Annotated in this window: 27 protein-coding genes; all 27 read right to left on the bottom strand. The window is 44.7% G+C overall.

The features are described from left to right. Positions 1-7 precede the first annotated feature (7 nt). Positions 8-922, bottom strand: a complete 915-nt coding sequence (truB, locus tag MKY14_RS09435) for a tRNA pseudouridine(55) synthase TruB (protein WP_076127847.1) — start codon at positions 920-922, stop codon at positions 8-10. Then, positions 919-1896, bottom strand: coding sequence for a DHH family phosphoesterase (locus tag MKY14_RS09440; RefSeq protein WP_340010502.1), 978 nt, complete (start codon positions 1894-1896; stop codon positions 919-921). The genes truB and MKY14_RS09440 overlap by 4 nt, the downstream gene beginning before the upstream one ends. Before the next feature lie 72 nt (positions 1897-1968). After that, positions 1969-2316: a 30S ribosome-binding factor RbfA gene (rbfA, locus tag MKY14_RS09445; RefSeq protein WP_076127845.1), complete on the bottom strand. Its 348-nt coding sequence runs from the start codon at positions 2314-2316 to the stop codon at positions 1969-1971. Between the two features lie 18 nt (positions 2317-2334). Beyond that, positions 2335-4986: a translation initiation factor IF-2 gene (gene infB / locus MKY14_RS09450; protein WP_076309717.1), complete on the bottom strand. Its 2652-nt coding sequence runs from the start codon at positions 4984-4986 to the stop codon at positions 2335-2337. Next, positions 4979-5302, bottom strand: coding sequence for a YlxQ family RNA-binding protein (locus tag MKY14_RS09455; RefSeq protein ID WP_036688466.1), 324 nt, complete (start codon positions 5300-5302; stop codon positions 4979-4981). The genes infB and MKY14_RS09455 overlap by 8 nt, the downstream gene beginning before the upstream one ends. Further along, positions 5295-5603, bottom strand: coding sequence for an RNase P modulator RnpM (gene rnpM, locus MKY14_RS09460; RefSeq protein ID WP_036688467.1), 309 nt, complete (start codon positions 5601-5603; stop codon positions 5295-5297). Before rnpM ends, MKY14_RS09455 begins: the two co-directional genes overlap by 8 nt. A 28-nt stretch (positions 5604-5631) precedes the next feature. After that, positions 5632-6729: a transcription termination factor NusA gene (gene nusA / locus MKY14_RS09465; protein ID WP_076182615.1), complete on the bottom strand. Its 1098-nt coding sequence runs from the start codon at positions 6727-6729 to the stop codon at positions 5632-5634. A 26-nt stretch (positions 6730-6755) separates the two neighbouring features. Beyond that, on the bottom strand, positions 6756-7223 hold the full coding sequence (gene rimP, locus MKY14_RS09470) for a ribosome maturation factor RimP (protein ID WP_076182620.1): 468 nt from the start codon (positions 7221-7223) through the stop codon (positions 6756-6758). A gap of 199 nt (positions 7224-7422) precedes the next feature. Continuing rightward, the gene (locus tag MKY14_RS09475; protein ID WP_248548834.1) at positions 7423-11751 is read right to left on the bottom strand and encodes a PolC-type DNA polymerase III; all 4329 of its coding nucleotides are present in this window, start codon (positions 11749-11751) and stop codon (positions 7423-7425) included. A gap of 268 nt (positions 11752-12019) precedes the next feature. Then, positions 12020-13468, bottom strand: a complete 1449-nt coding sequence (gene proS / locus MKY14_RS09480) for a proline--tRNA ligase (RefSeq protein WP_036688477.1) — start codon at positions 13466-13468, stop codon at positions 12020-12022. Positions 13469-13493: 25 nt separating this feature from the next. Beyond that, positions 13494-14768, bottom strand: coding sequence for an RIP metalloprotease RseP (gene rseP, locus MKY14_RS09485; protein WP_076127839.1), 1275 nt, complete (start codon positions 14766-14768; stop codon positions 13494-13496). A 247-nt stretch (positions 14769-15015) separates the two neighbouring features. Next, positions 15016-16155, bottom strand: a complete 1140-nt coding sequence (locus MKY14_RS09490) for a 1-deoxy-D-xylulose-5-phosphate reductoisomerase (protein WP_076190901.1) — start codon at positions 16153-16155, stop codon at positions 15016-15018. A 23-nt stretch (positions 16156-16178) separates the two neighbouring features. Next, positions 16179-16982 (bottom strand): phosphatidate cytidylyltransferase, encoded by an 804-nt coding sequence (locus MKY14_RS09495; RefSeq protein ID WP_248548835.1) that lies wholly within the window; start codon positions 16980-16982, stop codon positions 16179-16181. 20 nt (positions 16983-17002) lie between these two features. Next, entirely contained in the window at positions 17003-17770 is a 768-nt protein-coding gene (locus tag MKY14_RS09500) for an isoprenyl transferase (protein WP_076127834.1), read from the bottom strand. A 78-nt stretch (positions 17771-17848) separates the two neighbouring features. Next, positions 17849-18403, bottom strand: coding sequence for a ribosome recycling factor (gene frr, locus MKY14_RS09505; protein ID WP_076127832.1), 555 nt, complete (start codon positions 18401-18403; stop codon positions 17849-17851). Beyond that, positions 18403-19131 (bottom strand): UMP kinase, encoded by a 729-nt coding sequence (gene pyrH / locus MKY14_RS09510; RefSeq protein WP_036688491.1) that lies wholly within the window; start codon positions 19129-19131, stop codon positions 18403-18405. The genes frr and pyrH overlap by 1 nt, the downstream gene beginning before the upstream one ends. 102 nt (positions 19132-19233) lie before the next feature. Beyond that, positions 19234-19884: a translation elongation factor Ts gene (gene tsf / locus MKY14_RS09515; RefSeq protein WP_036688492.1), complete on the bottom strand. Its 651-nt coding sequence runs from the start codon at positions 19882-19884 to the stop codon at positions 19234-19236. 132 nt (positions 19885-20016) lie between these two features. Then, a complete protein-coding gene (gene rpsB, locus MKY14_RS09520) occupies positions 20017-20718 on the bottom strand; it encodes a 30S ribosomal protein S2 (RefSeq protein ID WP_036688493.1) in 702 nt (233 codons plus the stop codon). A gap of 161 nt (positions 20719-20879) precedes the next feature. Next, positions 20880-21536, bottom strand: coding sequence for an endolytic transglycosylase MltG (locus tag MKY14_RS09525; protein WP_340976371.1), 657 nt, complete (start codon positions 21534-21536; stop codon positions 20880-20882). Then, complete coding sequence (locus tag MKY14_RS09530; RefSeq protein WP_076279614.1) at positions 21533-22111, bottom strand: hypothetical protein; 579 nt, start codon at positions 22109-22111, stop codon at positions 21533-21535. Before MKY14_RS09530 ends, MKY14_RS09525 begins: the two co-directional genes overlap by 4 nt. Positions 22112-22160: 49 nt before the next feature. Then, positions 22161-22475, bottom strand: a complete 315-nt coding sequence (locus MKY14_RS09535) for a hypothetical protein (protein ID WP_076127826.1) — start codon at positions 22473-22475, stop codon at positions 22161-22163. Between the two features lie 51 nt (positions 22476-22526). Continuing rightward, positions 22527-23930, bottom strand: coding sequence for a DUF342 domain-containing protein (locus MKY14_RS09540; protein WP_036688497.1), 1404 nt, complete (start codon positions 23928-23930; stop codon positions 22527-22529). Positions 23931-23959: 29 nt separating this feature from the next. Continuing rightward, positions 23960-24748 (bottom strand): FliA/WhiG family RNA polymerase sigma factor, encoded by a 789-nt coding sequence (locus MKY14_RS09545; protein WP_076127824.1) that lies wholly within the window; start codon positions 24746-24748, stop codon positions 23960-23962. Positions 24749-24838: 90 nt separating this feature from the next. Further along, a complete protein-coding gene (locus tag MKY14_RS09550; RefSeq protein WP_370510671.1) occupies positions 24839-25249 on the bottom strand; it encodes a hypothetical protein in 411 nt (136 codons plus the stop codon). A 2-nt stretch (positions 25250-25251) separates the two neighbouring features. Beyond that, positions 25252-25749 carry a chemotaxis protein CheD gene (locus tag MKY14_RS09555; protein ID WP_036688499.1) on the bottom strand — a complete coding sequence of 166 codons (498 nt, stop codon included), beginning with the start codon at positions 25747-25749 and terminating at the stop codon, positions 25252-25254. Continuing rightward, positions 25742-26335: a chemotaxis protein CheC gene (locus tag MKY14_RS09560; RefSeq protein WP_282579874.1), complete on the bottom strand. Its 594-nt coding sequence runs from the start codon at positions 26333-26335 to the stop codon at positions 25742-25744. The genes MKY14_RS09555 and MKY14_RS09560 overlap by 8 nt, the downstream gene beginning before the upstream one ends. Positions 26336-26371: 36 nt before the next feature. After that, complete coding sequence (locus MKY14_RS09565) at positions 26372-26833, bottom strand: chemotaxis protein CheW (protein WP_036688501.1); 462 nt, start codon at positions 26831-26833, stop codon at positions 26372-26374. Positions 26834-26847: the final 14 nt, after the last annotated feature.

Below are 26847 nucleotides of genomic sequence, written 5' to 3' on the forward strand. Positions count from 1 at the left end.
AATTGATTTAAGCTTGTGCAAACACCTTTACTGGGGCAATAGCACCTGTCTCTTCCAGCTCATAAATGCCAAGAAACAATCCCTGAAGATCGTATAGCCGAATTTGACCTGTTGTCTTCACTTCTGGAGCAATGAACCGCGAAGACAAACGTTGACCCTGCAGTGCTGCCTTCTTCTTCTCATCCATAACGGTATGCTTAGGCAAATGCGAAATTGCCTCATCAGCAGCGATTAAATGATCTTCCAATGTTCCGGCTTCCTTGTGCGCGGCAATATCCTCAAGGGATAAGCAATGGCTGGCAGAAATTCCTGCCGACATTGTTCTCTCCAGCTTCACCATTACACCCGGCAGTCCAAGCGCACGACCGATATCTACACAAAGTGTACGAATATACGTGCCTTTGGAGCATAATACCCGGAAAGTGATGTCGGGATGATTACCTTCCCAAGTCATATCCGTCATTTCGATTTCATAAATCTCTACTTCGCGACTTTTCCGTTCAACGGTTTTGCCTTCTCTAGCCAATTCATAAAGACGTTTGCCGTCGACTTTCACCGCAGAGTACATGGGAGGAACCTGAGAAATTACGCCTTTGAAAGAGGCAAGCACTGCAAGAATCTCTTCCTCAGTTACATGAACCTCATCAACAGTTTCCGTAATGGTTCCAGTTAAGTCTTCAGTATCACTGGACATCCCCAGTCTCAGTGTTGCCACATATTCTTTGGGCAGCTCCTGAATATACTCCACAACGCGAGTCGCACGTCCCAGACAAAGCGGCAATACACCAGTCACTTGGGGATCTAGTGTCCCCGTATGACCAATTCGTTTCATGCCGAGAATCCGACGTGCCTTGGCTACAACATCATGTGAAGTGAAGCCTGCCGGTTTATAAACCGCCAGAACACCTTCTAATTCACTCATAAATGACGTCTTACCTCCTCAAGCACCTGAGCTATTGCCTCTTCAAGCGTAGCTTCTATACGCGCACCTGCAGCACGGGTATGACCGCCGCCTCCAAACGTTTGCGCCAATGCAGCCACGTCAACTTTACCGGCAGAACGCAGGCTAACCTTGACCGCATGTTCGTGAATAACTTTAAAAAGAATGCCTACTTCCACGCCCCGAATATTACGAGGGTAGTTTACGATTCCTTCCAAATCTTCATTAGCAGCAGCACATTCGATCATATGCTCGGGTGTAACATATAGCCAGGCAATATCTCCTTCAGGAGATAATTCCAGCGTATTTAAGGCTTTATTTAATATTTTAACCTGTGGCAGCGTCATTTCTTCAAGCAATGTCTCAGCGAGTTCAGGACCGTTAACCCCAAGGGATAATAGCTCAGATACAGCTGCCATTACTTTTGGTGATGTGTTGGTATAACGAAAACCACCGGTATCTGTTAACAGACCCGTATATATAGCTGTGGCGATATCAATATCCCATTCGATCTCGAATGTCTTCAGCAGGTCGAACAAAATTTCCGCTGTCGCAGCTGCATCCGGTTTGATTAAATTAACGAATCCATAACCGTTATTTGTTGGATGGTGATCAATGTTCAGGATAAAAGCCTCATTCGCAAAATAGCGATTTGTCAGCCCTACTCGCTGAAAATCCGCACAATCCACACAGATGACGTTGCTGTATTGACGGGGCGGTTCACTAGAGGCCATATTGATGATTTCATCCGAATGCCATAGGTATTCCATTCGCTTCGGGATCGGTCCTTCATTCAGCATAGTATATTTTTTGCCCAGACATGAGAGAAGCCAGCCCACCGCAAGGGTGGAGCTGACTGCATCTCCGTCCGGCTGAACATGCGACACTACAAGGTAATCGTCGTGTTCCAGCAGAAACTCACGGGTCTGCTGGAGACTTTGTTCATAGCTCTGCATTCGCCGTCTCCTTTTTAAAGGTTGTTCAAAATAGCATAACGCTATTTTGAACCCCACTTTAATCACTTATTTCTAATCGTTCTTATGAAGCTCTCCAAGAAGCTTCTCAATATGACTGCCATAAGCGACAGATTCGTCGAACTTGAAGATCAGCTCCGGTGTATGCCGAAGGCGAATGGCCTTGCCAAGCTCTGAGCGAAGAAAACCATTGGCTTTCTCAATCGCTTTAAGCGAGTCTGACTTCTGCTCTTCATCCCCGAACACGCTTAGGTATACCTTGGCTTGCGATAGATCGTTAGTCACGTCTACGCCAGTTACAGTTACAAAACCGATTCGAGGGTCTTTCAGACCGCTTTGGATAAGTTGACTAAGCTCTTTCTTGATCTGCTCGCCCACTCGTCCTGCTCTAATTTTAGACATCTATATTCACCTCTTCGCTTAGCGCTCTACAGTTTCCATAAGAAACGCTTCGATAATGTCGCCCTCTTGGACGTCATTATAGCGTTCCAAAGTTATGCCACATTCATAACCTTGCGCCACTTCTTTGGCATCATCTTTGAAACGTTTCAAAGTATCAACCTTACCTGTGAACACTACGATTCCGCTACGGATCAAGCGCATTTCAGCATTACGGGTAATTTTACCGGAAGTAACCATACATCCTGCAATGGTACCCACTTTGCTGATTTTGAACACGCTGCGAACTTCGGCGTGACCGATAACATTCTCTTTATAGATAGGATCGAGCATACCTTTCATGGCACTTTCGATTTCTTCAATTACATTGTAGATAATGTTGTGCAGACGAACATCTACTTTTTCTTGCTCAGCAGCTGCTTTGGTCTGTGCGTCTGGACGAACGTTAAAGCCGATAACGATAGCATTCGATGCTGCTGCAAGCGTAATATCGGATTCAGTAATCGCACCAGCACCGCTGTGAATGATCTTCACGCGCACGCCTTCCACTTCGATCTTAGCCAAGGATCCTTTAAGCGCCTCGACTGAACCTTGTACGTCAGCTTTGATAATCACGTTAAGGTCTTTGATCTCGCCATCTTTAATGTGCTGGAACAGATCATCCAAAGTTACACGGGTGTTCGTATTCAGCTCAGATTGACGTTGGGAAGTAGAACGTCTATCAGCAATCGCACGCGCTTTACGCTCGTCTTCAAAAGCCATAAACGGATCGCCAGCTTGTGGCACCTCAGTCAAACCAGTAATTTCTACTGGAGTAGATGGTCCAGCTTCTTTGATCTTACGACCTTTATCATTGACCATCGCACGTACACGTCCGAAGCAGTTACCTGCTACAAAGGCATCGCCGACTTTCAACGTACCGTTCTGAACGAGTATACGAGCAACTGGTCCACGGGATTTATCAAGCTCAGCTTCTATAACAGTACCGCGTGCCCGTTTGTCAGGGTTCGCTTTGTACTCATTAACTTCAGCTACGAGCAGGATCATTTCCAGCAGTTCTTCCAAGTTAATACGTTGTTTCGCAGAGAGGTTAACGAAGATGGTATCTCCACCCCACTCTTCAGGAACAAGTTCATAACTTGTAAGCTCTTGCTTCACCTTATCAGGATCTGCACCCGGTTTGTCGATTTTATTAACAGCGACAATAATCGGAAGTCCAGCAGCCTTAGCGTGTGCAATAGCTTCAACGGTCTGAGGCATAACACCGTCATCAGCAGCTACTACGATAATTGTCATATCCGTAACCTGTGCACCACGAGCACGCATAGCAGTAAATGCTTCGTGACCAGGTGTATCAAGGAACGTGATTTTCTTTTGGTTGATTTCGACTTGATAAGCACCGATGTGCTGAGTGATTCCGCCGGCTTCGCCTAGCGTCACATTGGTCGAACGAATAGCATCAAGTAGTGTAGTTTTACCATGGTCAACGTGACCCATAATAGTAACTACTGGAGGACGAGTCTGAAGATCCTCTTCATTGTCATTCTCTTCCACTGTTTCGAAGCTGTCCTCGTCAACAGGAATCTTCACTTCTACTTCTACGCCAAATTCAGCAGCGAGTAGCAAAATGGTGTCGATATCAAGTTCTTGGTTGATGGTAGCCATAACACCCATCGAAATCAGCTTTTTGATTACTTCAGAAGCATCCTTGTGAAGCAATTTCGCTGTTTCACCAACGGTCATGCTGCCACGAACGATGATTTTCTTAGGTGTGTTATCGATCTTCTCGCGGTGTACCATTGGCTGGTTCTTGCCACGGCCATTCTTACCACCACGACCGCGGTAGTTACCACCTTTACCATCATCGAAACGTCTTTGATTATTATTCGGTCTGCCACCAGTTGTGTTCTTTTTAGGACCTCTGTCATCACCGCGTGTGAAACCTCCGCCTGTGCCAGATTGACCTTGTGGACGGCTGTCAGTGCGTGGTGCACTGCTTTGTCCTTGCGGACGGCTGCCACTTGTGTTGCTGCCTTGTGGACGGCTTCCACCAGTGTTGCTGCCTTGTGGGCGGCTACCACCAGTATTGCTGCCTTGCGGACGGCTGCCACCAGTATTGCTACCTTGTGGACGGTTGCCGCCAGTATTACTGCTTTGCGGACGGCTGCCACCGGTATTGCTACCTTGTGGGCGATTGCCGCCAGTAGTGCTGCCTTGCGGGCGGCTGCTGCTAGTACTGTTAGTACGTGGAGCACCGCTTTGTTGCGGACGTGCATTCTGCGTTGAACCTGTTTGTGTTCTGCGGGAATCTTGTCCGCTTTGGGGCCTTGGGGACGTCGTCGATTGGTTGTTGTTTTGGTTACTGTTCATACCTACCTGCTTTTCCTGTTGATTTTTGTTGGCATTCTGAGCACTTTGAGGTTCGGCTGTTACCGCACCGGTTGTTACCGGCCGGCTGCTGGTGCCGGTATCCCGCTTGGCTGCAGCGTTTGATTTGATATCCTTAAAGAACTGTTCAACTTTGTTCACGGATCCATTCTCCATGACACTCATATGATTATTCACAGGGACATTCAAACGCTTCAGAATAGTAATAATTTCTTTACTGCTCATGTTTAGTGACTTGGCGTATTCGTACACGCGCAATTTATCTTTGTTCTCTTCTTTAGTCAATAAATCCACCTCCGACAGTATCTCCGAGTTGCTTGGAGATCATTTCCGCGAATCCTTTATCCGTAATGGCCAGTACTACGCGCTGGTCTTTACCAATACTTGCACCGAGTTCATCCCGGTGAAATGCGATTACTAGTGGAATATCGTAAGTTCCGCATTTATCACGGAACTTTTTTTGGGTATTATCTGAAGCGTCACCTGCCAGAACGACCAGCTTCGCCTCTGAAGACCGTACAGCTTTGAGTACAGCCTCGTCACCGGTGACTATCTTGCCTGCTCTCATGGCAAGCCCTAAATAAGAAAGCGCCTTACTCATTATCCTCACTATCCTTTGCTGCTAGAAACTGCTCTTCCACGGAAGTAAACTCCCGGGCTAGCTGGGCGTAGATTTCAGGACTCACTTGACATTTCAATGCACGGTCAAGTGCTTTGTTCTTTTGTGCCAGCTGAAAGCATTCAAGCTTGCCGCATATGTAAGCACCACGGCCTGACTTCTTGCCCGTCAGATCAATCAGCACTTCACCTTCAGGCGTTCTTACCACACGAATCAGCTCTTTTTTAGGCATCATCTCTTGGGTAGCAACGCATTTACGCAGCGGCACCTTTTTTTGTTTCATTACAAACGCCTCCCGTCAAGCAGGTTAATTAATCTATGGAGACGGAATCCTGATGCATTTCATCAATAGAAGATTTCGGTCTGCCGTATTCCTGCTCCGCTTGAGTTTCACTCTTGATATCAATCTTCCAGCCGGTAAGTTTAGCGGCAAGACGTGCATTTTGCCCTTTAATACCGATAGCCAGTGACAATTGATAGTCAGGAACGATAACTCTCGCCATCTTCTCCGTTTCAAAGACTTGAACTTCAAGAACCTTTGAAGGGCTAAGTGCATTCGCAACATATTCCTGCACCAGATCAGAATAACGGACGATATCGATCTTCTCACCGCGAAGCTCAGTAACGATGGTCTGAACGCGTGTGCCTCTTGGACCTACGCAAGAACCAACGGGATCTACTTCTGGATTGCGGGAATACACAGCAATCTTCGAGCGGAAGCCAGCTTCACGAGCTACAGAACGAATCTCAACTACACCGTCAAATATTTCAGGAACTTCAAGCTCGAACAGACGCTTCAGTAATCCAGGATGACTGCGGGAGAGCATAATCTGCGGACCTTTTGTTGTATTCTCAACTTTTGTGATATAAGCCTTGATGCGTTCGCTTTGTTTGAACTTTTCACCTGGCATCAATTCGCTAAGCGGAAGAACCGCTTCGATTTTACCAAGATCAATGTAAATGTTCCGCATATCTTGACGTTGAACTAGTCCAGTAACGATATCATCTTCTTTGTCGATAAAAGCATTATAGATAAGTCCACGCTCTGCCTCGCGAATTCGTTGAGTTACAACCTGCTTAGCAGTCTGTGCGGCAATACGTCCAAAATCACGCGGTGTCACTTCAAGCTCAGCGATATCTTCCAGCTGGAAATGCGGGTTAATTTCTCTGGCTGCCGGCAATGAGATTTCAGTCCTTGTATCCAGGACCTCCTCAACAATTAACTTGCGGGCAAACACTTTAATGACACCTGTATTGCGATTCATGTCAACACGCACGTTCTGTGCTGCATTGAAATTACGTTTATAACTAGAGATCAGCGCCGCTTCAATCGCTTCAAACAGCACATCTTTACTGATGCCTCTCTCCCTCTCCAGCTCATTCATTGCTTCAATAAACTCCATACTCATGAATTTCCGGCCCCCCTTTCAAGACGTTAAAAAATAATGGCCAATCTCGCACTTGCGACCTTGGCGTACGGTACTACATGTTCTTTTTTGCCCGCGGAGATGAGCAGTTCCTCGTTCTCGAACGAGAGCAAACGACCTTCAAATTCTTTGAGTCCTTGAATCGGCTCATAAACAGTCACATACACGTCCTTACCTACCGCTTTAGCTACATCCGAAGCTTTTTTGAGAGGACGCTCTGCTCCCGGCGAGGAAACCTCAAGGAAATATGCCTCAGGAATAGGATCATTCTCATCTAACTTCTGACTGAAATATTCGCTAATGATCCCGCAGTCATCAATATCAATGCCGCCTTCTTTATCTACGAATATACGCAGAAACCAATTGGAGCCTTCCTTCACGTATTCAACGTCCACCAGTTCGAAACCATTGTCGTCGAGATAGGGCCCGAGCATCTGCTCTACCGTTTGTTTAATTTTAGATTTGGGTGTGCTCAAAAGAAAATTACCTCCACGAACTTGTCTTTTGCTATATACCAAAGATAAAGAGTGGGTTTCCCCACTCTTTACACAACGGACTTATCTCATTATTACCAAAGAAATTATACCATAGGGAAACTGGACTGACAAGTGCTAGCCCTTGACTCCCCCTTTGGAGCACTCTTTTCTAGCCATGAAATAAGTGTTGTTAAAGCCTTTAAAATAGGGAAAGTTGATTGCTTTCCGGTAAGCCGCGGAAGCAGCCCATGCCGGTCAGCAGCTCAATAACCGTCTTACTTGCCTTTGATTTCTGCTGGAAATCTTCAATAGACAGGAACTCGCCAGCATCTTTCGCAGCAGCTATGTTGATAGCAGCATTCTCACCAATTCCCGCTAAAGCAGAAAACGGAGGGATCAAACTCTTGTCATCAACAATAAACTTATTCGCTTCTGAGCGGTAAAGATCAATGTTTTTGAATGTAAACCCACGTGCCGTCATCTCCAAAGCCATCTCAAGGACAGGCAACATAGCCTTTTCCTTAGGCAAAGCTTGAAATCCTTTTTGCTCAATTTCTACGATCTGACGGCTGATGGCTTCATACCCCTTACAGCACAATTCAATATCAAAATCTGCTGCACGTACAGAGAAATAAGTCGCATAATATTCAATAGGATGATACAGCTTGAAGTAGGCGGTACGCACTGCAGAAATTACGTATGCAGCAGCATGCGCCTTCGGGAACATGTATTGAATCTTTAGACAAGAATCAATATACCATTGTGGGACCTTGCACTTTTTCATTTCCTCGATCCATTCGTCAGACAAACCTTTACCTTTACGAACACTCTCGGTAATTTTAAAGGCCAAGCTCGCATCCATTCCCGCTTTATAAATTAAGAAGAGCATGATGTCATCACGACAACCGATAACGGTCTTAATGTTACAAGTGTTATTCTTTATAAGCTCTTGAGCGTTACCAAGCCAAACTCCAGTACCATGAGACAAACCTGATATTTGCAGTAAGTCAGCAAAGCTGGACGGCTTCGACTCAATAAGCATTTGACGTACGAACTTGGTACCCATTTCGGGCACACCATAGGTCGCAACCGGTGATCTGATTTCGTCAGGTCTTACTCCAAGTGCATCTGTAGAGTTAAACATGCTCATTACTTTCGGATCATTCATCGGGATAGAAGTTGGATCAACACCTGTCAAATCCTGAAGCATACGCATCATCGTCGGATCATCATGACCCAGAATATCAAGCTTCAGCAAATTCGCGTCAAAAGCGTGATAATCAAAGTGTGTGGTCTTCCATTCAGCATTGACATCATCCGCCGGGAATTGTACTGGCGTAATATCTTCTACCTCCATATAGTCTGGAACAACGACTATACCACCCGGATGCTGTCCCGTACTACGTTTAACGCCTGTACAGCCAGCCGCCAGACGGCCAACTTCAGCTCCACGCCAACGTTTCTGGTGAAGTTCTTCGTATTTTTTTGCAAATCCGAAGGCTGTCTTCTCAGCTACGGTACCAATCGTTCCGGCACGGAATACATTTTTCTCACCAAACATTTCTTTGGTAAAGTTATGTGCATTCGGCTGATATTCCCCTGAGAAGTTCAAATCGATATCGGGGACTTTATCCCCCTTAAATCCAAGGAAGGTCTCGAACGGAATATCCTGGCCTTCACCTTTGAGCTTCTGACCGCAATCCGGGCAGACTTTATCTGGTAAATCGAATCCGCTCCGCACACTACCGTCCAGGAACCATTCATTATGGCGACACTCGGGGTTTAGGCAAATATAATGTGCAGGCAAAGGATTAACTTCTGAAATTCCTAGAAATGTAGCTACTACAGATGAACCTACGGAACCCCGCGAGCCTACGAGATACCCATCCTGATTTGACTTTTTAACGAGACGTTCAGAAATCAAATAGTTGGCAGAGAACCCGTATTTAATAATCGGTGCAAGCTCTTTCTCCAAACGGGCAATAACTACCTCAGGCAGCTCTTCACCGTAAATGGATTTGGCAGTATTGTAGCAGGTCTCGCGAATTTCTTCGTCCGCCCCGTCAATAATTGGTGTAAATAGCTTATCTGGAAATAGCTCCAGTTCTTCAAAACGCTCCGCCAGCTCAACTGTATTTGTGACAACGACTTCCATCGCTTTTTCAGCACCAAGAAATTCGAATTCAGACAGCATTTCATCTGTTGTGCGGAAGTGTGCATCCGGTTTGCGTTGGTCTTTAAGCGGACTAAAGCCCGTGATCCCATTAATCGTAATATCACGATACAGCTTGTCCCGGGGTTCAAGATAATGTACATTCCCCGTTGCGATAACAGGTTTATTCAACTGTTCCCCTATTTCGCAAACCTTCCGGACTACATCGCGAAGCTCATCAGGGCCTGCTACAAAGCCCTTGTCCACCAAGTGCATGTACATGGTCAATGGCTGAATCTCCAGCACATCATAAAAATGAGCAACCTCCATGGCTTCCTCAGTCGTTTTGTTGAGTACTGCTTCAAAAAACTCTCCACGTTCACAACCGGAAATCACTAGCAGTCCATCTCTATGCTCTTCCAGCTTGGATTTTGGAATACAAGGTACACGTTTGAAATATTCCGTATGTGACATGGAAATGAGCTTATAGAGATTCTTTTTCCCTATTTGATTTAGTGCATAAATATTACAGTGGAACGGTCGTGTGTTCGAAAGATCATTACCCACATAATCGTTTAGTCGATCAAGGCGGGTCATGCCCTTCATCTTTTCAGCATCTGCGAGCAATCCTGTTAATATACCGCCGAGTGCTATGGTATCATCAATCGCACGGTGATGGCTTTCCAGAAGAACTTTATATTTATCGGCTAATGTGTTCAGCCTGTGATTCTTCATGCTTGGATATAGTAACCGCGCGAGCTCAAGCGTATCAAGAGATGGATTCGGAAGCACAGGTTCACCTATTTTACGTAACGAGGCCTGAATAAAACCCATATCAAATCTGGCGTTATGAGCTACAAGGATACTATCACCCACAAATTCAACAAACTTACGCAGTACTGGCTCAAGATCAGGAGCATCCTTAACCATTTCATCCGTAATATTGGTCAATTGCTGAATATGATAAGGGATTTTCTCATGCGGATTAACAAAAGTAGAATAACGGTCTACTTCTTTGCCTTCGCACATTTTAATGGCCGCCAGCTCCGTAATATTATTGCGGGTAATCGATAAACCCGTGGTTTCTATATCAAACACTACATAGGTAGCTGTCTTCAAGTCCAAAGGCTGAGCGTTCTCGACAATATTTACAGAGTCATTTACAACATTAGCTTCCACGCCATAAATCATTTTTATCTTATGCTTATGAGCTGCATGGTTTGCATCAGGAAAAGCCTGAACGCCGCCATGATCAGAAATCGCAATCGCAGGATGCCCCCACTGGGCAGCTGTTTTGACATAGGTAGTGATCGGAGTGACCGCATCCATCGTACTCATCGTAGTGTGAAGGTGGAATTCCACCCGTTTCTTAGGAGCTGTATCTTTACGCGCAGGCGGTGCCTTAACTTCCGTTAAATCTGAAGGGATCATCACGAGCTCAGGAATCTGCATAAAACGGTCATATTCTACTTTCCCGCGTGCTCTTACCCATTTGCCATTAGCTAGCTGACTCATAACCTTCAGATCATCTTTAGTCTTCGCGAACATCTTCATTTGTAGAGAATCCGTAAAATCGGTCAGACTGAAAGTGAACAAGGTACTGCCATTGCGAAGCTCCTTACGATCCAGACCAAAAATGGTACCCTGAATTGTAATTTTCTTCTCTTCATCTTGAATTTCAAGAATCGGCACGGCCTGTTCCTTAATTTCATACCCCACTTGAAGCTTAATTACTTCATTAGGATCGCTATCATCAGCAGGAGCTTCTGTTTCCACAGCAGTCATCATCTGCTCAACGATCTCGCGTTGTTCTTGCTGAAGCTTTTGCTGAAATTCTTCGAATGCTTCAACATTATTATTTTCGTTCTCCGCCATTAGTAATTTAACTTTTAAGGAGAGACCGAAATACTTTTCATAAAATTTAATAATTGCTCCATCGATGCCTTTTTTGCGAGCCAGCTCCATCGAGGTGGAATCACTCATCGTTAACATTAAAGTATCCTCTTTAAGCTCCTGTGAGGAGCGGGTCAGCCAGCCGTTCACCGATGGAATCTCCCGATGCACCCACTCCAGAAACAGTCCCCAATATTCCTGGACAAGCTCCGCTCTACTAACCTTCTCATCATATAGGAACAAAAAGCTTACTTTAGCTATATGCTGTAGCTTCTCACGCATTCTAAGGCAAAATGTCCGATATACCTGTGCTGGAACCAGACTTTCTTTCGCAATAATGATTTGCCAGTCCCGATTACCGCGACTGATCTCAACACGTTCTATATACCCGTCCAAAAAGTAGGGGTCCATGATTGCAGGCGGAATTTCACCCTGCTTCATCAAGAGCTCGAACCTTTTTCTTCTCTCCTGGTTTTGTTCCATGCTTTCCTCCCACCTTTAATAACCCAGTTAAAACTATCCATGATATACAGTGAAAGTACAATATGATAAGAAGAAACGATGTAGTCGCCTTTTAAAGACGACAACTGTTTCTCGTAAAATATAAGGATAATTTATAGCGAATTCCTATAAATTCTTATATTTTAAAAAGCTTCTGGTTTCAAAAAGCATTGGGTTCTTACGGCCCGCCGACTCCTTTCGCCAGAAGCTAAATTAAAATACTACAAGACTGTTGATCGGTGCCTAATGATTAATACGCCTTTGCAAAAACCACAGTATGCTTGGCTGGTTGGCCACAGCAAATGCAGACTTGCTTAGTCTCCGCTGGATCAAAAGGAATATTGCGGCTACCCGCACCTGTCTCTTCCTTAACTTTGGACTCGCATTCTTCGGAACCACACCATCCCGCTAGAGCAAATCCACGTTTTTCGTCCATCGAAGCTTTCATTTCCTCCAAGGAATCTACAGAATAGAAATGGTCCTCACGGAATTTCAGCGCACGTTCGAACATTTCATTGTGAACCTGTTCAAGCATTGTTTGAACCTCTTCTACGAGGTTTTCCTGTTGAATAACCTTCTTCTCACCAGTGACACGTGAGACGAGAACGCAGACGCCATTCTCCATATCGCGTGGTCCAAGCTCCAAACGTACTGGCACTCCACGCATTTCATATTCATTAAACTTCCAGCCTGGGGTAACATCTGAACGATCATCTACTCGTACACGAACGCCAGCATTCTTCAATTCCTTAAACAGCTCGTCCGTCCGCCCAATCACAGCTTCGCGGGTCTTAGGAGGTCCGATAGGAATCATAATAACTTGCGTTGGAGCTACCTTAGGCGGCAGAACAAGACCGCGGTCATCTCCATGTACCATAATCAAGGAGCCAATCAAGCGAGTGGTTGAGCCCCATGAAGTAGTGTGTACATACTCCAAATTATTGTCACGGCTTAAATATTGAATCTCAAAAGCTGTGGCAAACTTGGTGCCAAGGTAATGTGAAGTAGCAGCCTGAACAGCGCGTCCATCCTTCATCATCGCTTCAATAGAATAAGTATCTACCGCACCGGCAAAACGCTCGGAAGGTGTCTTTTGTCCGGTAATAACCGGAATGGCAAGATAGGTCTCGACAAAATCACGGTAGTTATCCAGCATCCGCATAGTTTCTTCACGAGCTTCCGCTTCATTCTCATGCGCGGTATGCCCTTCTTGCCAAAGAAACTCAGTAGTGCGGATAAATGGCAATGTACGTTTCTCCCAACGAACCACGTTCGCCCATTGATTGATAAGTACAGGAAGGTCACGATAAGATTGAATCCATTTGGAGTACATGTGGCCAAACATGGTCTCTGAAGTAGGACGAACTGCGAGACGTTCCTCAAGTACGTCACCACCCGCTTCTGTTACCCATGGCAGCTCTGGATTAAAGCCTTCAATGTGATCCTTTTCCTTCTGAAAGAAACTCTCTGGAATGAACACTGGAAAATAAGCGTTTCGATGCCCAGTTTCCTTGAGTCGACGGTTCATTTCCTCCTGAATATGCTCCCATATTTCATAGCCTTCTGGCTTAAATACAATACAGCCACGAACAGGAGAGTAATCCATCAAGTCTCCTTTTTTAATAACATCAATATACCAGCGTGAGAAATCCTCGCTTTGCGGCGTGATTTCCGTAACGAATTGTTTATCTTTTGCCATGTAATGGAATGCCTCCCGAAGAAAATTAGCCGCTGATCAAACGTAAAATATCATTATACGTAACAGCAATCATTAATAAAAATAGCAGTGCAAAACCTACAAAGTGAACCATGCCTTCATGACCCGGATCCACAGGTTTGCCACGCAGTGCCTCTACACCTAGGAATGCCAGACGGCTTCCATCGAGTGCCGGAATCGGCAAGAGGTTAAATATCCCCAGATATAGACTCAAAATAGCGGCCCAGTATGTAAGATACTGAATACCTTGTTGAGCAATTTGACCGGTTACCTCAAACGTACGAACCGGACCTCCAATATCATCCATATTGAATTTATTGATCAATTGTTTAAAGCCCAAAAAGATAGCTTCTGTCGTATCGACCATAGCTTTTCCTGAACCTGTTATCGTCTCGCCAAAACCAGCTTTACGAGTAGGCAGCTCAGGAGTGATGCCTATTTTACCGCCTTCTTGCCCTTCCATACTACGAGGAACTAGCGTAACGTTAAGGGTTTCCTCTCCCCGCTGCAGCGTCCAGTTCATTTCTTTCCCTTTGGACTCCGAGGTCAAGCTAATCATTTTTTGGTAATCAGCACCGATCTTCTCACCATTGATGGAGACAATGATGTCGCCCTTTTGGAGTCCTGCTTCTTGCGCAGGCATTCCTTCGGAGACGTCGCCAATCTTAACAAAAGTAGGATTTTCAACTTGAATACCGACCATTTGCAAATGGATGGCGAAGAGTACAAAGGCTAACAGAAAGTTCATCACAGGACCCGCAACAATAGCCAACGCACGCTGACCCACGGTCTTGCTGCCGAATTGACGATCTTTAGGTGCAATTTGTGTCTGTTGCGTTCCTTTAATCATCATCGCTTGCGGATGAACATCATAAGTTGTAACTTCTCCGTCCACATCTAAGGTAATCTGCAATTTATCCTCGAGATCGGTATTCAGCGCCTCACCACGGATAACATTTCTACGGGTGTCTAGTGCATCCAGATAAATGTTTTTAACTTTATTGTCTTGTCCGAGCCTTACCGCAATGGTCTGTCCAGAACCTATCTCGACAATCTCAGGATCTTCACCAGCCATGCGGGCATAACCGCCAAAAGGCAGTAAGCGAAGAGTGAACTGAGTCTCATTCCGTTTATAAGAAAACAGTTTCGGACCGAAACCGATAGCAAATTCCCTCACGAGAATACCGGCGCGTTTGGCAAAATAATAGTGACCCCATTCGTGTACAGTCACAAGTACAAAAAACATGAGCACCGTTAAAAAAACGACCTGAACCATTTCCAAACGTATCATCCCCCTTTAGGTGTAAGACCGAAGTATGTCCTCTTAATTTATCATTATTCTCCGATCAGGCACAAGAGAATCAACTGTCCCAACCTATTTTTAGGGCAAAGTAAGTATTTCCATTCAAGCAATAACGCCATCGGTGTCCCTTAAGGAGACGGTACGCGTTTACGCGAGAAATATAAGGATAATGTATAAAGTGAAACTTATACTTTCTTATATTTTGAAAAGGATATCTTTCTACGTTCTACAGCGTAGCTGCCAGTTCTCGAACACGTCTATCACAGGATTCAATTTGTTCCAGATTCGGATTATGCTCGTTATTATGACGATCTAGCACTTCTCCGATAATCTCCTCAATACGCAGGAACGAGATCTCATGACTCAAGAATCGAGCAACAGCTATTTCGTTCGCAGCATTAAAAGCTGTAGTCGCCGTTCCACCAGCTTTTCCACAATCTATCGCTAGCTTCAGTGCAGGGTAACGTTCAAAGTCCATTTCACGGAAGGTCAAACGTCCTATCTCAGCTAACGACAACCGCTGTGCCGGAGATTCCCAACGAGCTGGATAAGTAAGTGCATATTGAATCGGGACACGCATATCGGGATTGCCAAGCTGGGCAATAATACTGCTGTCACGGAATTCAACATAAGAGTGAATGATGCTCTCCGGGTGCAGCAGCACATTCACTTGTTCATACGGAAGACCGAATAACCAATGTGCTTCAATAACCTCTAGGCCCTTGTTCACCATTGTAGCAGAATCTATCGTTATTTTCGCGCCCATGCTCCAATTCGGATGACGAAGCGCATCTTCTACCGTCACATCCTTAAGCTGATCACGCGTAAAGTCACGGAATGAGCCGCCGGATGCTGTTAAAGTGATGTAGGCAATATCTGAGATGTTCTCGCCATTGAGACATTGATAAATAGCTGAATGCTCACTATCAATCGGCAACAGCTTAACTCCCTTACGATTAGCGAGATCAGTGACCAAATGTCCGGCCGTTACTAATGTCTCCTTATTGGCGAGTCCAATATGTTTGCCAGCTTCAATTGCCGCTAGTGTTGATTGAAGCCCTACGCTTCCCATAACAGCCGTTACGACCATTTCGGCATCGCCGCCAGCCGCCACTTCAACAAGCCCTTCATTCCCGCTGTAAAGCTCTATACCAGAAGGTAGGCTGGATCTAATCTCATCTGCCAGCTCTTTCGTTGCCACAGAGACTCTACGCGGGTTAAAACGACGAACTTGCTCCAGTAATAATGTTGTATTTGTTCCGGCCGCCAAGCCATCTACTTCAAAAGAGTCTGGGTGCATTGCGATGACATCTAGAGTCTGAGTGCCGATCGAACCCGTCGAACCTAGAACACTTATTTTTTTCATAGTTATACTCTCTCTCCCTTCGTTTAATAGTAAGGCATAAGCATTACAATATGTACGAATGGAAATACGATAATCCAGCTGTCACATCGATCAAGAATACCGCCATGCCCTGGCAAAAGTGTACCTGAGTCTTTAATGCCATACGCACGTTTATAAGCTGACTGCACAAGATCTCCAAGCTGTCCTAATATCGCACAAGAAAGCCCAATAAGCAATGCTCGTCCTATCGTCAAGTATTCAGGAGCAAGCAGCGCAAACACGATAGAAATAAGCATCGAGATCAGTACCCCGCCAACAGCACCTTCCACCGTTTTGTTAGGACTGATGGCCGGCCAGAGCTTGTTCTTGCCAAAGCTTCTGCCTACAAAATATGCCCCCGCATCACTGCCCCAAATGCAGAACAGGAGCAAAAAAGTCCAGAACAAACCATGTCCGTCATCCGATGCACGAGCCACGGCCATATAAGAGAAGCCCATTCCAATGTATACAATACCAGTAAACAGCAAGGCTGTTACTCGAATATCTAATTTATTTTTAGTAAAAACGGTGACCAGAAGGAACAATAACAGCAGAATCCAAATCCCTTGCTCCCAGGACAACGGCTCATTAACACCAAGCAAATTCCATGGGATCATGAAGCTTAGAATAGCTGCGTAACCCAGAACAGTAGTACCGGAAAGCGTAGGAATACCTATCATTTTGACAAATTCATAAAAACCTATAAGAGCCATAGCAATAAGCAGAACCTGATACGGCCAGTTTCCCAGTACACATAACCCTAAAAATAATACTCCGGCAACAATTCCGGTAATCAATCGCTGCTTCAAAGGTTCCATCTCCTAACAAGCTACTTCAGTCCACCATAACGGCGTGTTCGTCGTTGATATTCAGCAACGGCCTGATGCAAATGCTCTTTGTCGAACTCAGGCCAGTACACATCAGTAAACCACAGTTCACTATAGGCAACCTGCCATAACATAAAATTGCTAAGCCGAATTTCTCCGCTTGTACGTATCAGCAAATCAGGATCGGGTAAACCAGCAGTTAATAGTCTGTTGTTAATCAACTCTGATGTAATTTCTTCTGGCGACAATATACCAGCTTGGATATCTTTCCCTAAGCTGCGCATACAGCCTTCTATTTCATTGCGTCCACCATAGTTAAGAGCAAAATTTAAGATCAATCCAGTATTCTCTTTTGTTCGAGCTACCGCCTCTTCCATAGCCTTACGGGTATATGAAGGTAAAGCGTCAGCATCACCCATCATGCGTACTTGAACATTCTTCTCGATTAGCTCATCAAGCTCAATCGCCAGAAACTCCCCAGGCAAACGCATCAAGTAATCGACTTCTTCTTTCGGGCGTATCCAGTTTTCTGTCGAGAACGCATACATCGTTAAGTATTTAATACCTAATTCGTCTGCAGCGATCGTAGCACGTTTGACAGCCTTCATGCCGTTCTGATGACCCATAACGCGCGGTAAGCCGCGCCGTTTAGCCCAGCGTCCATTACCATCCATTATCACAGCCACATGCCGGGGAATGTTATCCGGTGAAATCTCGACTGACTGTTGCCTGTCTTTACGGCTCAGCCACGCTTGAATCCGTTTGATCATTTCCGTTTCCTCCAAGCTCTTATCAGAAAGAGACAAACCCCACCATTAACGGAGGGGCCTTAAGTCTCTTGAATATCATTAAACTTCCATAATCTCTTTTTCTTTGGAAACAAGCACTTTGTCAACTTCGGCTATGAACTTATCCGTTGTTTTTTGAATGTCTTCCTGATGGCCACGGGACTCATCTTCAGAGATACCGTTTTTCTCCATCTTTTTAATATCATCGTTGGCATCACGGCGAATGTTGCGGATCGCTACTTTCGCTTCTTCACCAAATTTCTTAGTCAGCTTAACCAAGTCCGTCCGACGCTCTTCAGTCAGCGGAGGGATAGAAAGACGAATAATGGTGCCGTCATTGGCAGGTGTCAATCCGATATCGGATTTCATGATCGCCCGTTCAATATCAGACATCGATGTTTTGTCCCACGGCTGAATCAACAGTGTCCGGGAATCCGGAGTACTAATGTTGGCCAGCTGATTAATTGGAGTAGGTGCCCCGTAATATTCAACTTGAATACGATCGAGAAGCGATGTTGTTGCACGTCCTGCACGTAATGTCGCCAAGTCACGTTTCAGCGATGAAATCGCTTTTTCCATACGCTCTTCTGCATTTTTTTTGACCGATTGTGGCATTAATCTACACTCCCTTTAACAATCGTTCCGATCTTCTCACCGAGAACGACACGTTTGATATTGCCTTGTTCTGTAATGGCAAATACAATGAGCGGTATATTGTTATCCATGCATAAAGATGAAGCTGTTGAATCCATAACACCGAGGTTTTTGTTCAGAACATCCATATAAGTAAGCTGTTCGAATTTCTCAGCGGTACTATCTTTGAACGGATCAGCAGAATATACTCCATCAACCTTATTTTTCGCCATCAGAATAACTTCTGCTTCGATCTCTGCCGCTCTAAGCGCTGCAGTAGTATCTGTTGAGAAGAATGGGTTACCTGTGCCTGCTGCAAAAATAACAACACGGCCCTTCTCCAAGTGGCGAATCGCACGACGACGAATGTATGGTTCAGCAATTTGCTGCATCGAGATCGAAGTCTGTACTCTTGTTGGCACATCGATTTGCTCCAATGCATCCTGCAGTGCAAGTGAGTTCATTACTGTTGCCAGCATGCCCATATAATCTGCAGTAGCGCGATCTATGCCGCTTGCGCTGCCCGCGATCCCGCGCCAAATGTTCCCCCCGCCACAAACAATCGCAACCTGAACGCCAAGTTCTACAACTTCCTTGATCTGTTCAGCGATGGAAATAATCATGTCGGCATCAATACCATATCCGTTTTGTCCTGCCAAAGACTCTCCACTTACCTTAAGGACTACTCTCTTAAATACCGGCTGTTCCAAATGTATACCCTCACTTTCTGCAAAAGACGGAACACTACGTGTACGTGTTCCGCTCTTCTGATGCTTGCCTTTATTCAATTCTTCACATTTATGATGAAACTATTATTGATTAACTTGTGCCATAACTTCTTCAACAAAGTTATCCACTTTCTTTTCCAAACCTTCGCCTAGTTCAAAACGAGCAAAACGACGGATCGAGATGTTTTCTCCGATGGTGCTGATTTTTTCATTCAACAATTGGGAGATTGTTTTGTCAGGGTCTTTAACGAAAGTTTGCTCAAGCAAGCAATATTCTTCGTAATATTTACCAATACGTCCTTCAACCATTTTTTCAATGATTTTCTCAGGCTTACCTTCGTTCAAAGCTTGAGCTTTCAGGATTTCTTTTTCTTTCTCAACATCTTCTTGTGGAACTTCTTCACGACGAACATAACGTGGGTTTGCTGCAGCGATTTGCATAGCGATATCGCGAGCAAATTCCTTGAAGGAATCTGTTTTACCAACAAAGTCAGTTTCGCAGTTGATTTCTACAAGTACACCAATACGGCCGCCAGCGTGGATGTAAGATTCTACAACGCCTTCAGTAGCAATACGTCCTGCTTTGTTCGCTGCTGCAGACAGACCTTTTTCACGAAGCAATTCTGCTGCTTTAGTGATATCGTTATTAGCTTCTTCAAGCGCTTTTTTACAATCAAGCATACCAGCGCCTGTTCTTTCACGAAGTTCTTTTACTGCTTTTGCATCAACTGCCATTGTTTATTCCCTCCAGGTAATTGTCGTTTTCTTACATTATTCAAGGCCTTTATCCTAAAAAAAGGGCAGTGAGAGGTTATCCACCTGCCAACCACCCTTTTCATTTAAGTTCTTGTATGTGTTAGTCGCTACTTAAGCAGTAGTTGTGTCTTCGCCTTGGTGAGCTTCAACAACAGCGTCTGCCATTTTACCAGTCAACAATTTAACAGCGCGGATAGCGTCGTCGTTACCTGGAATTACGTAGTCGATTTCGTCTGGATCACAGTTAGTATCAACGATAGCTACGATTGGAATACCCAATTTGCGAGCTTCTGCAACTGCAATACGCTCTTTACGCGGGTCAATGATGAACAGCGCGCTTGGAAGACCTTTCATGTTCTTGATACCGCCCAAGAATTTTTCAAGACGATCTTTCTCTTTGCGAAGAAGGATAACTTCTTTCTTAGGTAGTACTTCAAAAGTACCGTCTTCTTCCCAAGATTCCAATTTCTTCAAGCGATCAATACGCTTTTGGATAGTTTGGAAGTTGGTAAGAGTTCCGCCCAACCAACGTTGGTTAATGAAGAACATACCGGAACGTTCTGCTTCTTCTTTTACGGAATCTTGAGCTTGTTTCTTTGTTCCTACGAATAGGATTGTGCCGTTGTCACCAGCGACGCTTTTTACAAAGTTGTAAGCTTCCTCTACCTTTTTGACTGTTTTTTGCAAGTCAATAATGTAAATTCCGTTTCTTTCAGTGAAGATATAACGATCCATCTTTGGGTTCCAACGACGAGTCTGGTGACCGAAGTGTACCCCAGCTTCTAGAAGCTGTTTCATGGAGATTACTGCCATCTTCACACACCTCCTAAGTTTGGTTTATTGTGTGTCTCCTCCGCCATGCGTCATCTTTCAGCAAGACTTTCTTCAGAAGAAAGCACCCCTTGTCGAAATCAACCGGCGTGTGTTTTAACACCGTCAATTACTATACCATATTATCTCAGTGTATGCAACGATCACTTTAAAGTTATTAATTTCTCTATTATGGAGTCAATACTTTCTCCCTTATTAAAGCTATAAGAACCGGATTGAATTTTGGTATTAATCTTACGTTTGTTTGCAGCCTCTAGAAAAGTAGACTTATCTTTAATGACGCCAGCCTTCGCTAAAATATCTGTTGTTGCGGTCAATGTGCTGCCAGATGGAATTCGAACAGAAACACTAGCATTTGCTGTGACTTTAGGCGTTACAGGAGCTACAGCGGTTGGAGCGGCACTGGCCTTTGGAGTGACCTTTGGCTGCTCAACCTTGCCGTTAGTAGGCGTAGATGGCTTGTTCGGCGCAATGGCTTTATCAGAGCTCTCAGGCGTTGTAGGTGACACTGCCGGCGTGGGGGAGGCTGCAGCCGCCGGCGCAGAGGGGCTGACGTTCTCCTTGCTTTCTGCTGTCGGCCCCCCGGTCTCTGTGACTTCCTCTTTATTATCATTCTCAGTTTCCCCTGAGGAAGGTACTGCAGCTTCATCGATGACTTTCATATTCAGTTTCTCCGCACCCTGTAGAACTTGTTCTTTGGTAAGTGGAGCCGCTCCACCGGAGATCATTAATTGAAGTAATAAAGCGCCAGTAATTAGTCCTGTGCCTAGCCCGAACAAGAATGAACGGTTCTTAATCATACCGATTCCTCCTGTTTGGCAAGTTGCAGAATCAGTTGCACTTCCCCTCGCTGAAGTCCAGCTGTCTTGGCAATGGAGTCTATCGATTTGCCCTGCTCATGCAGTTCAAACAATCTTGGGTAACGTAATTTTATCGAACTAATAGGTTTCGCTTTCACATCTGGCGACACTGAACTCATCTCTGCTGGGAGAGACGGATCTTCGTTTACACCAACTTTAACCTTCGAACCTTGTTCAACCGACACTGCAAGTTCTTTCAAACTCTTCTCTTCCTCGGCCACTCGTGCTTCTAGCTTTAAAGAGCTGTTCTGCAACTCTACCACTTGACTCTGTAATTCATTAACCTGTCCCTGCAGTACATTATGATTAGTTTGCGATTGTTGTTTAATACTACTAACTAATTGTACCAGTTCCTCATTCTCGCGCTCTATGTCTGCCATATATAGCTCAAGCGCAGCCTCTGTTTCTTTGAGGCTTTGCTGATTAGCTTTTCCTTCCTTTACACGTGCGGGAAGTAAAAGGGCATAAAGAATAGCGGCGACACCTACTAGCACAATATAAACCCATGGTTGCAAGTGCCTTATCTCCTTTTACATATCAGATGTAGATTCGTGTAGATTCTTATTAAAGACTTAGATCAATGCGTTGGCCTTTGTAAGGATGCTCAGCATCACGGGTTGCAGGCGGGTTCGAATGTTTATCTGACGAAGAATTGCCACCTGAATGCTGATTGCCTTTTCCACCGCCATCCCGTAAAGCTGATTCAGAAGACTCATCCACTTCAGTGCTCCGCATGGCCAATTCCTGACTTTGTTTTACATTTTGCCCAGCCAATTGATGTTGGTCGATAGCAGGACGTTGCTGAGATTCATTCTGAAGCTTGCCCGCCTCCGTGGTGCGAGGCAAAGCAATTTGCAGTTCCACCGGTTTTAGGCTCATCTTAACCCTTCTCTCACAAGTAATGGCCGGCCGCAAATGCTGCCCGCCCGATTAATTGTACGGCGTTAAAGATATATCCCCATCACTGTAAATAAACACAACCCGCTCCGTAGCATCCTTAACAAATCGGGTATATCTGCCGATCATGATCTTTGAACCGCCATAAATGGTTTTGATAACCTCAACTCTCGCTCTACCTGTATCTTCTAACATTCTTTCTATCTCTAGCACTCGTTCTTTAATTCTTTTTTCTTCACGTTGATGGGATTGTTTAGTAGCATTTAATTTGACGCGAAGCGCCACTTTATCTGCAGGGAGCTGACCGTTAGTAGCCAATTGATTTAATAGATACAAAGCTTTAGAGGTTTTATCCTCGTTCTCCAGCAGCTGCCGCAGCTCTTGACGAAGTTCGTTAATCTCATTTCTAAGCTCTGGAACCACGCCTACCTCAATCACAGTCGCAGTGGACATGGTGTTACCTATAGTTCTTGCTACAACTCTTTCTCCAGACTGAACGATTCCACCCACTATCAAACCTTTAGAGCCGTTACAGATAACATCTCTACCAGCACGTATATTGGAGTGCATAATACTCTGAGAAACAATTACATCTTCCCCAGCGGTTACGTTTCCATCTTGAATGAAAGAAACCTTCACACTTTTTCCAGCGGTAACTTGGCCTTTGTTATATCCGATAATTCCACCAGTAATTTCAATGGAGCCCCCAGAGATTAACTCTGCACCTTCAACGCCGCCTACAACCCGAATATCACCGGCAGACTTTACCGTAAAGCCTGAAAGGACATTCCCACGTATGACGACTGTACCTACAAAATCAATATTTCCAGTGCCGTAATCGACATCACCATTCACTTCATATACAGGAAACACATTGATTTTCCCGTTATCAGTTAACGTGACCAGTCCATCAATCGCTGCGTACATCGAAGTGCCATCGTTATCAATGAGTACATTTTTCCCGATTTTAAAATGAGCTTCCTTTCCAGCCTTGAAAGCAAGCTCATCACCAGTTACAGTCATCCCTAACTTTCCAGGCTGGGCAGGGATAATTTTAGCTATTAACTTTCCTTTAAGCACATTACGAAGCCGGACCAAGTCCTTGTAGTCGACCTTACCGTCCGCTTTCTCAAGCGGTTTGCGGTCCTCTTCCAGATCAACTGTAAGCATAACTCGTCCATCCGTGCCATGCACAGCAGGATAACCTGCAGCAATCGGAACTTTACTCCAAAAAAACTCCTCAGGATGACTACTAATACGTTCGACAACATCACTCTTGATACCGTAGCGAATATTGTGACTGTGCAGGAAGGCTTCCAGTTCTGTAGATGAGCAGGAAAAATTCTCATCCTTTTTGGAGAACTGCAAATACGCGATTCCTTTGTCCTCCGAAAAAGTTATACTCAAGTACTGATTCAAAGCATATTGACCGATCAAATTTTGCTCCCCCTTGTCACCGCTAACGGTTAATCGTTCTGCATAAGGAGATCACGGTTCTTCTCGAGCGTTCCCCTCAGCCGCAAAATAGCTTTGGAATGCAACTGCGAAATTCTTGAAGGAGATAACGACATGACCTCAGCAATCTCACTTAAAGATAAATCTTCATAATATAAAAGGGACACAACGGTCCTTTCTTTCACCGTTAATTTCTCAATACCTTTGGTGAGCGCTTCGCGCAAGTAGAATTCATTTACCTTGCTATCCGGATTCTTAGCTTTATCGTCCACCAGTATGGACATTCGGGTCTCTGATTCCTCTTCACGAATCGGGTCTTCCAGTGAACAAAGTGACATCACAGCCACATCCTGCAACATATTTTGAAATTCCAGTTCACTAATATTAAGGTATTGGCTCATTTCCTCGTCACTAACTGACCTTAAGTGCTTCTGCTCCAGCTGCTGATAAGCGTCCTCAATTTTTTTAGCTTTTTCCCTAACGGATCTAGGTACCCAATCACTTTGGCGTAATGAATCTAATATCGCACCACGCACACGCCAGGACGCATAGGTCTGAAATTGCAATCCTCGTTTGTAGTCGAATTTCTCAATCGCATCAATTAGTCCCATAACCCCATTACTGGCTAAATCATCTTTGGATACATTTTTGGGTAATCCCACAGCCAAACGACTGGATACATAATCAACAATATGGAGATAACTCTCTATCAGCTTCTTTTTGGCATCAGGGTCTCTGTGTTCTTTCCACTGTTCCCATAGCTCGTCAGTTTCCAATTGAGAAGCTTTACGCTCGTTCAATAGCTTTCACCCTTCCCAAAGTTTAGTCAGCGAGCATTCGCGGCGAAATGTACCTTCCAATAAGATCACCGATTCCGCCTCAGCCCTCACTTATTCTTCTTTCAGGTGACGAACGGCCTTGGCCAATTCTTCAGGATCCTTCATCGAAACTAGCTTAGGAGGTGTAAGAGGCTTAAATCCCTCGCTATTTTCGTTTCCTTGTCCTGGCTTCGGTTTTAGTAGATTGATTAATTCTTCATCCTCATTAGGCGTGCTGATATCCAGCTTCGCCCCAAGTTCTTCACCACCAGTATCCACTTCATCCGGAGGCGATGTTTGAATCATAATAAAACCCAATACCCATCTTACGAGGAAAGCAAGCAGAAACCAGATGATAAATGCAATTAGGCTTCTTAATAAACTAGTACCCAATACATTGTTACTGTAGGTTACAAAAAAGGTAAATATGAAACCTACCAAACCCGACACCAAGTTTATCAAAATGTTTCCAATCATATTCATAATTATAGTTCCTTAGCGCCTTTTTGCACACTGCGAATAAACAATATACCAGTGTTGCAGGCTATTTCTATCGTACGGCCATAATTGCCGCCTGTGTCTTCTGCGATTAACGGAATTTTTAAATTTTCAAGTGCTAGTTTACAAGATTCAACATTACGAGGCCCGATCCTCATGGTGTCGCTCCCCCCGGCAAAGGCAAACATTTGTGAACCTCCGGCCATCTTGGCTACGATCCGGCTCCGAACCGCCCCAAGCTCTAGCAGACGGGATAAGAGCTCCGGCACTGCAGTATCTGCAAACTTAGCGATGTTTAACTGCCCTTCCCTAGCAATCTCAGATGATGGGAGCATTACATGCGCCATCCCTGCAAGCTTTTTTCCAGGGTCAAACAATGTTAATCCCACGCAGGAGCCAAGACCTGTGGTACGAATTAAACTGTCTTGGCTACCCACGTTAAGATCCGCCATCCCTACTTTAATAATGCTTTGTTCTTCAATCATTTTCAAAAGGAACTCCTAGCGATTTGAAGATTTTCGGGAATGATTCCGGATCGGGAATAAGGAAAAATTGCCCTTCAATTTCGTTTTTCCCTTCGAAGAAGGTAGTGTCGATCAACAATGCATCGTCCCCCATCTGCCCGAATTGCAGCAGACCGTAGCTAAGGATAGCGCCAGCCATGTCCATAGCAAGGGCCGGCACCGTTGGATACATAGAAAGTGCGGTGAAATCTGCTAGAGAAGAAAGATACGATCCTGCCAAAATATTGCCAATTTCGCTTAGTGCAGAGAGTTCCATTTCTCCAAGCTCTTCATTACTCGATAGCTCAATGCCCGCAATACGACTAAGCAAGTTCATAGCCGCTTCTGGTGACAGAATGAAAAACAGGTTACCTGGAGCTTCACCCTCCACACGTAGAAACACCGCATATACAAGTTCTTCGGCTCCGCCAACTTTATCTGTTATTTCTTCAAAGTTAAGGAGCTGTACCTTAGGAACAGCCATATCTATCGGCTTATTCAAGAGCTGTGATAATGCGGTGGCTGCATTTCCAGCTCCAATGTTCCCAACTTCCTTAAGCACATCCATTTTGAAATCCTTATAGTGCTTAAATAGTTCCACAGGTTAGCCCTCTAGGCTTTCTAATTGAACGATTTCGCTTTTGTTAAGCACTTCTGACAAGTTAAGCATAATCAGTAAGCGCTCGTCTCCAATCTTGGCCACCCCATCCAAATACTTTGCCTTGATGCCGCCAACAACATCAGGAGGTGTATCAATAGAATCTCTGTTCAAATCTATAACATCATTTGCAGAGTCTACAATGAAGCCTACTTCCATTTCATTAACAGACACGATGATGATTCTTGTCTGATCGGTGTGTTCAGCCTCTTCGATGCCGAAACGGCCCCGTAGATCAATTACAGGAATAACAACCCCACGTAAATTAATTACACCTTTGATAAATGAATAGGTCTTAGGTACACGAGTAATGGGCATCATGCGCTCAATAGTTTGTACCTTTTCAACTTCAATTCCATATTCCTCTACGCCTAATTTAAACACTATCACTTTAATATCTTCAGCCATGGAATGAACCTCCC

It is taken from the genome of Paenibacillus sp. FSL R5-0887 (genome assembly GCF_038002305.1).
GTDB classification, from domain to species: Bacteria; Bacillota; Bacilli; order Paenibacillales; family Paenibacillaceae; genus Paenibacillus_AQ; species Paenibacillus_AQ odorifer.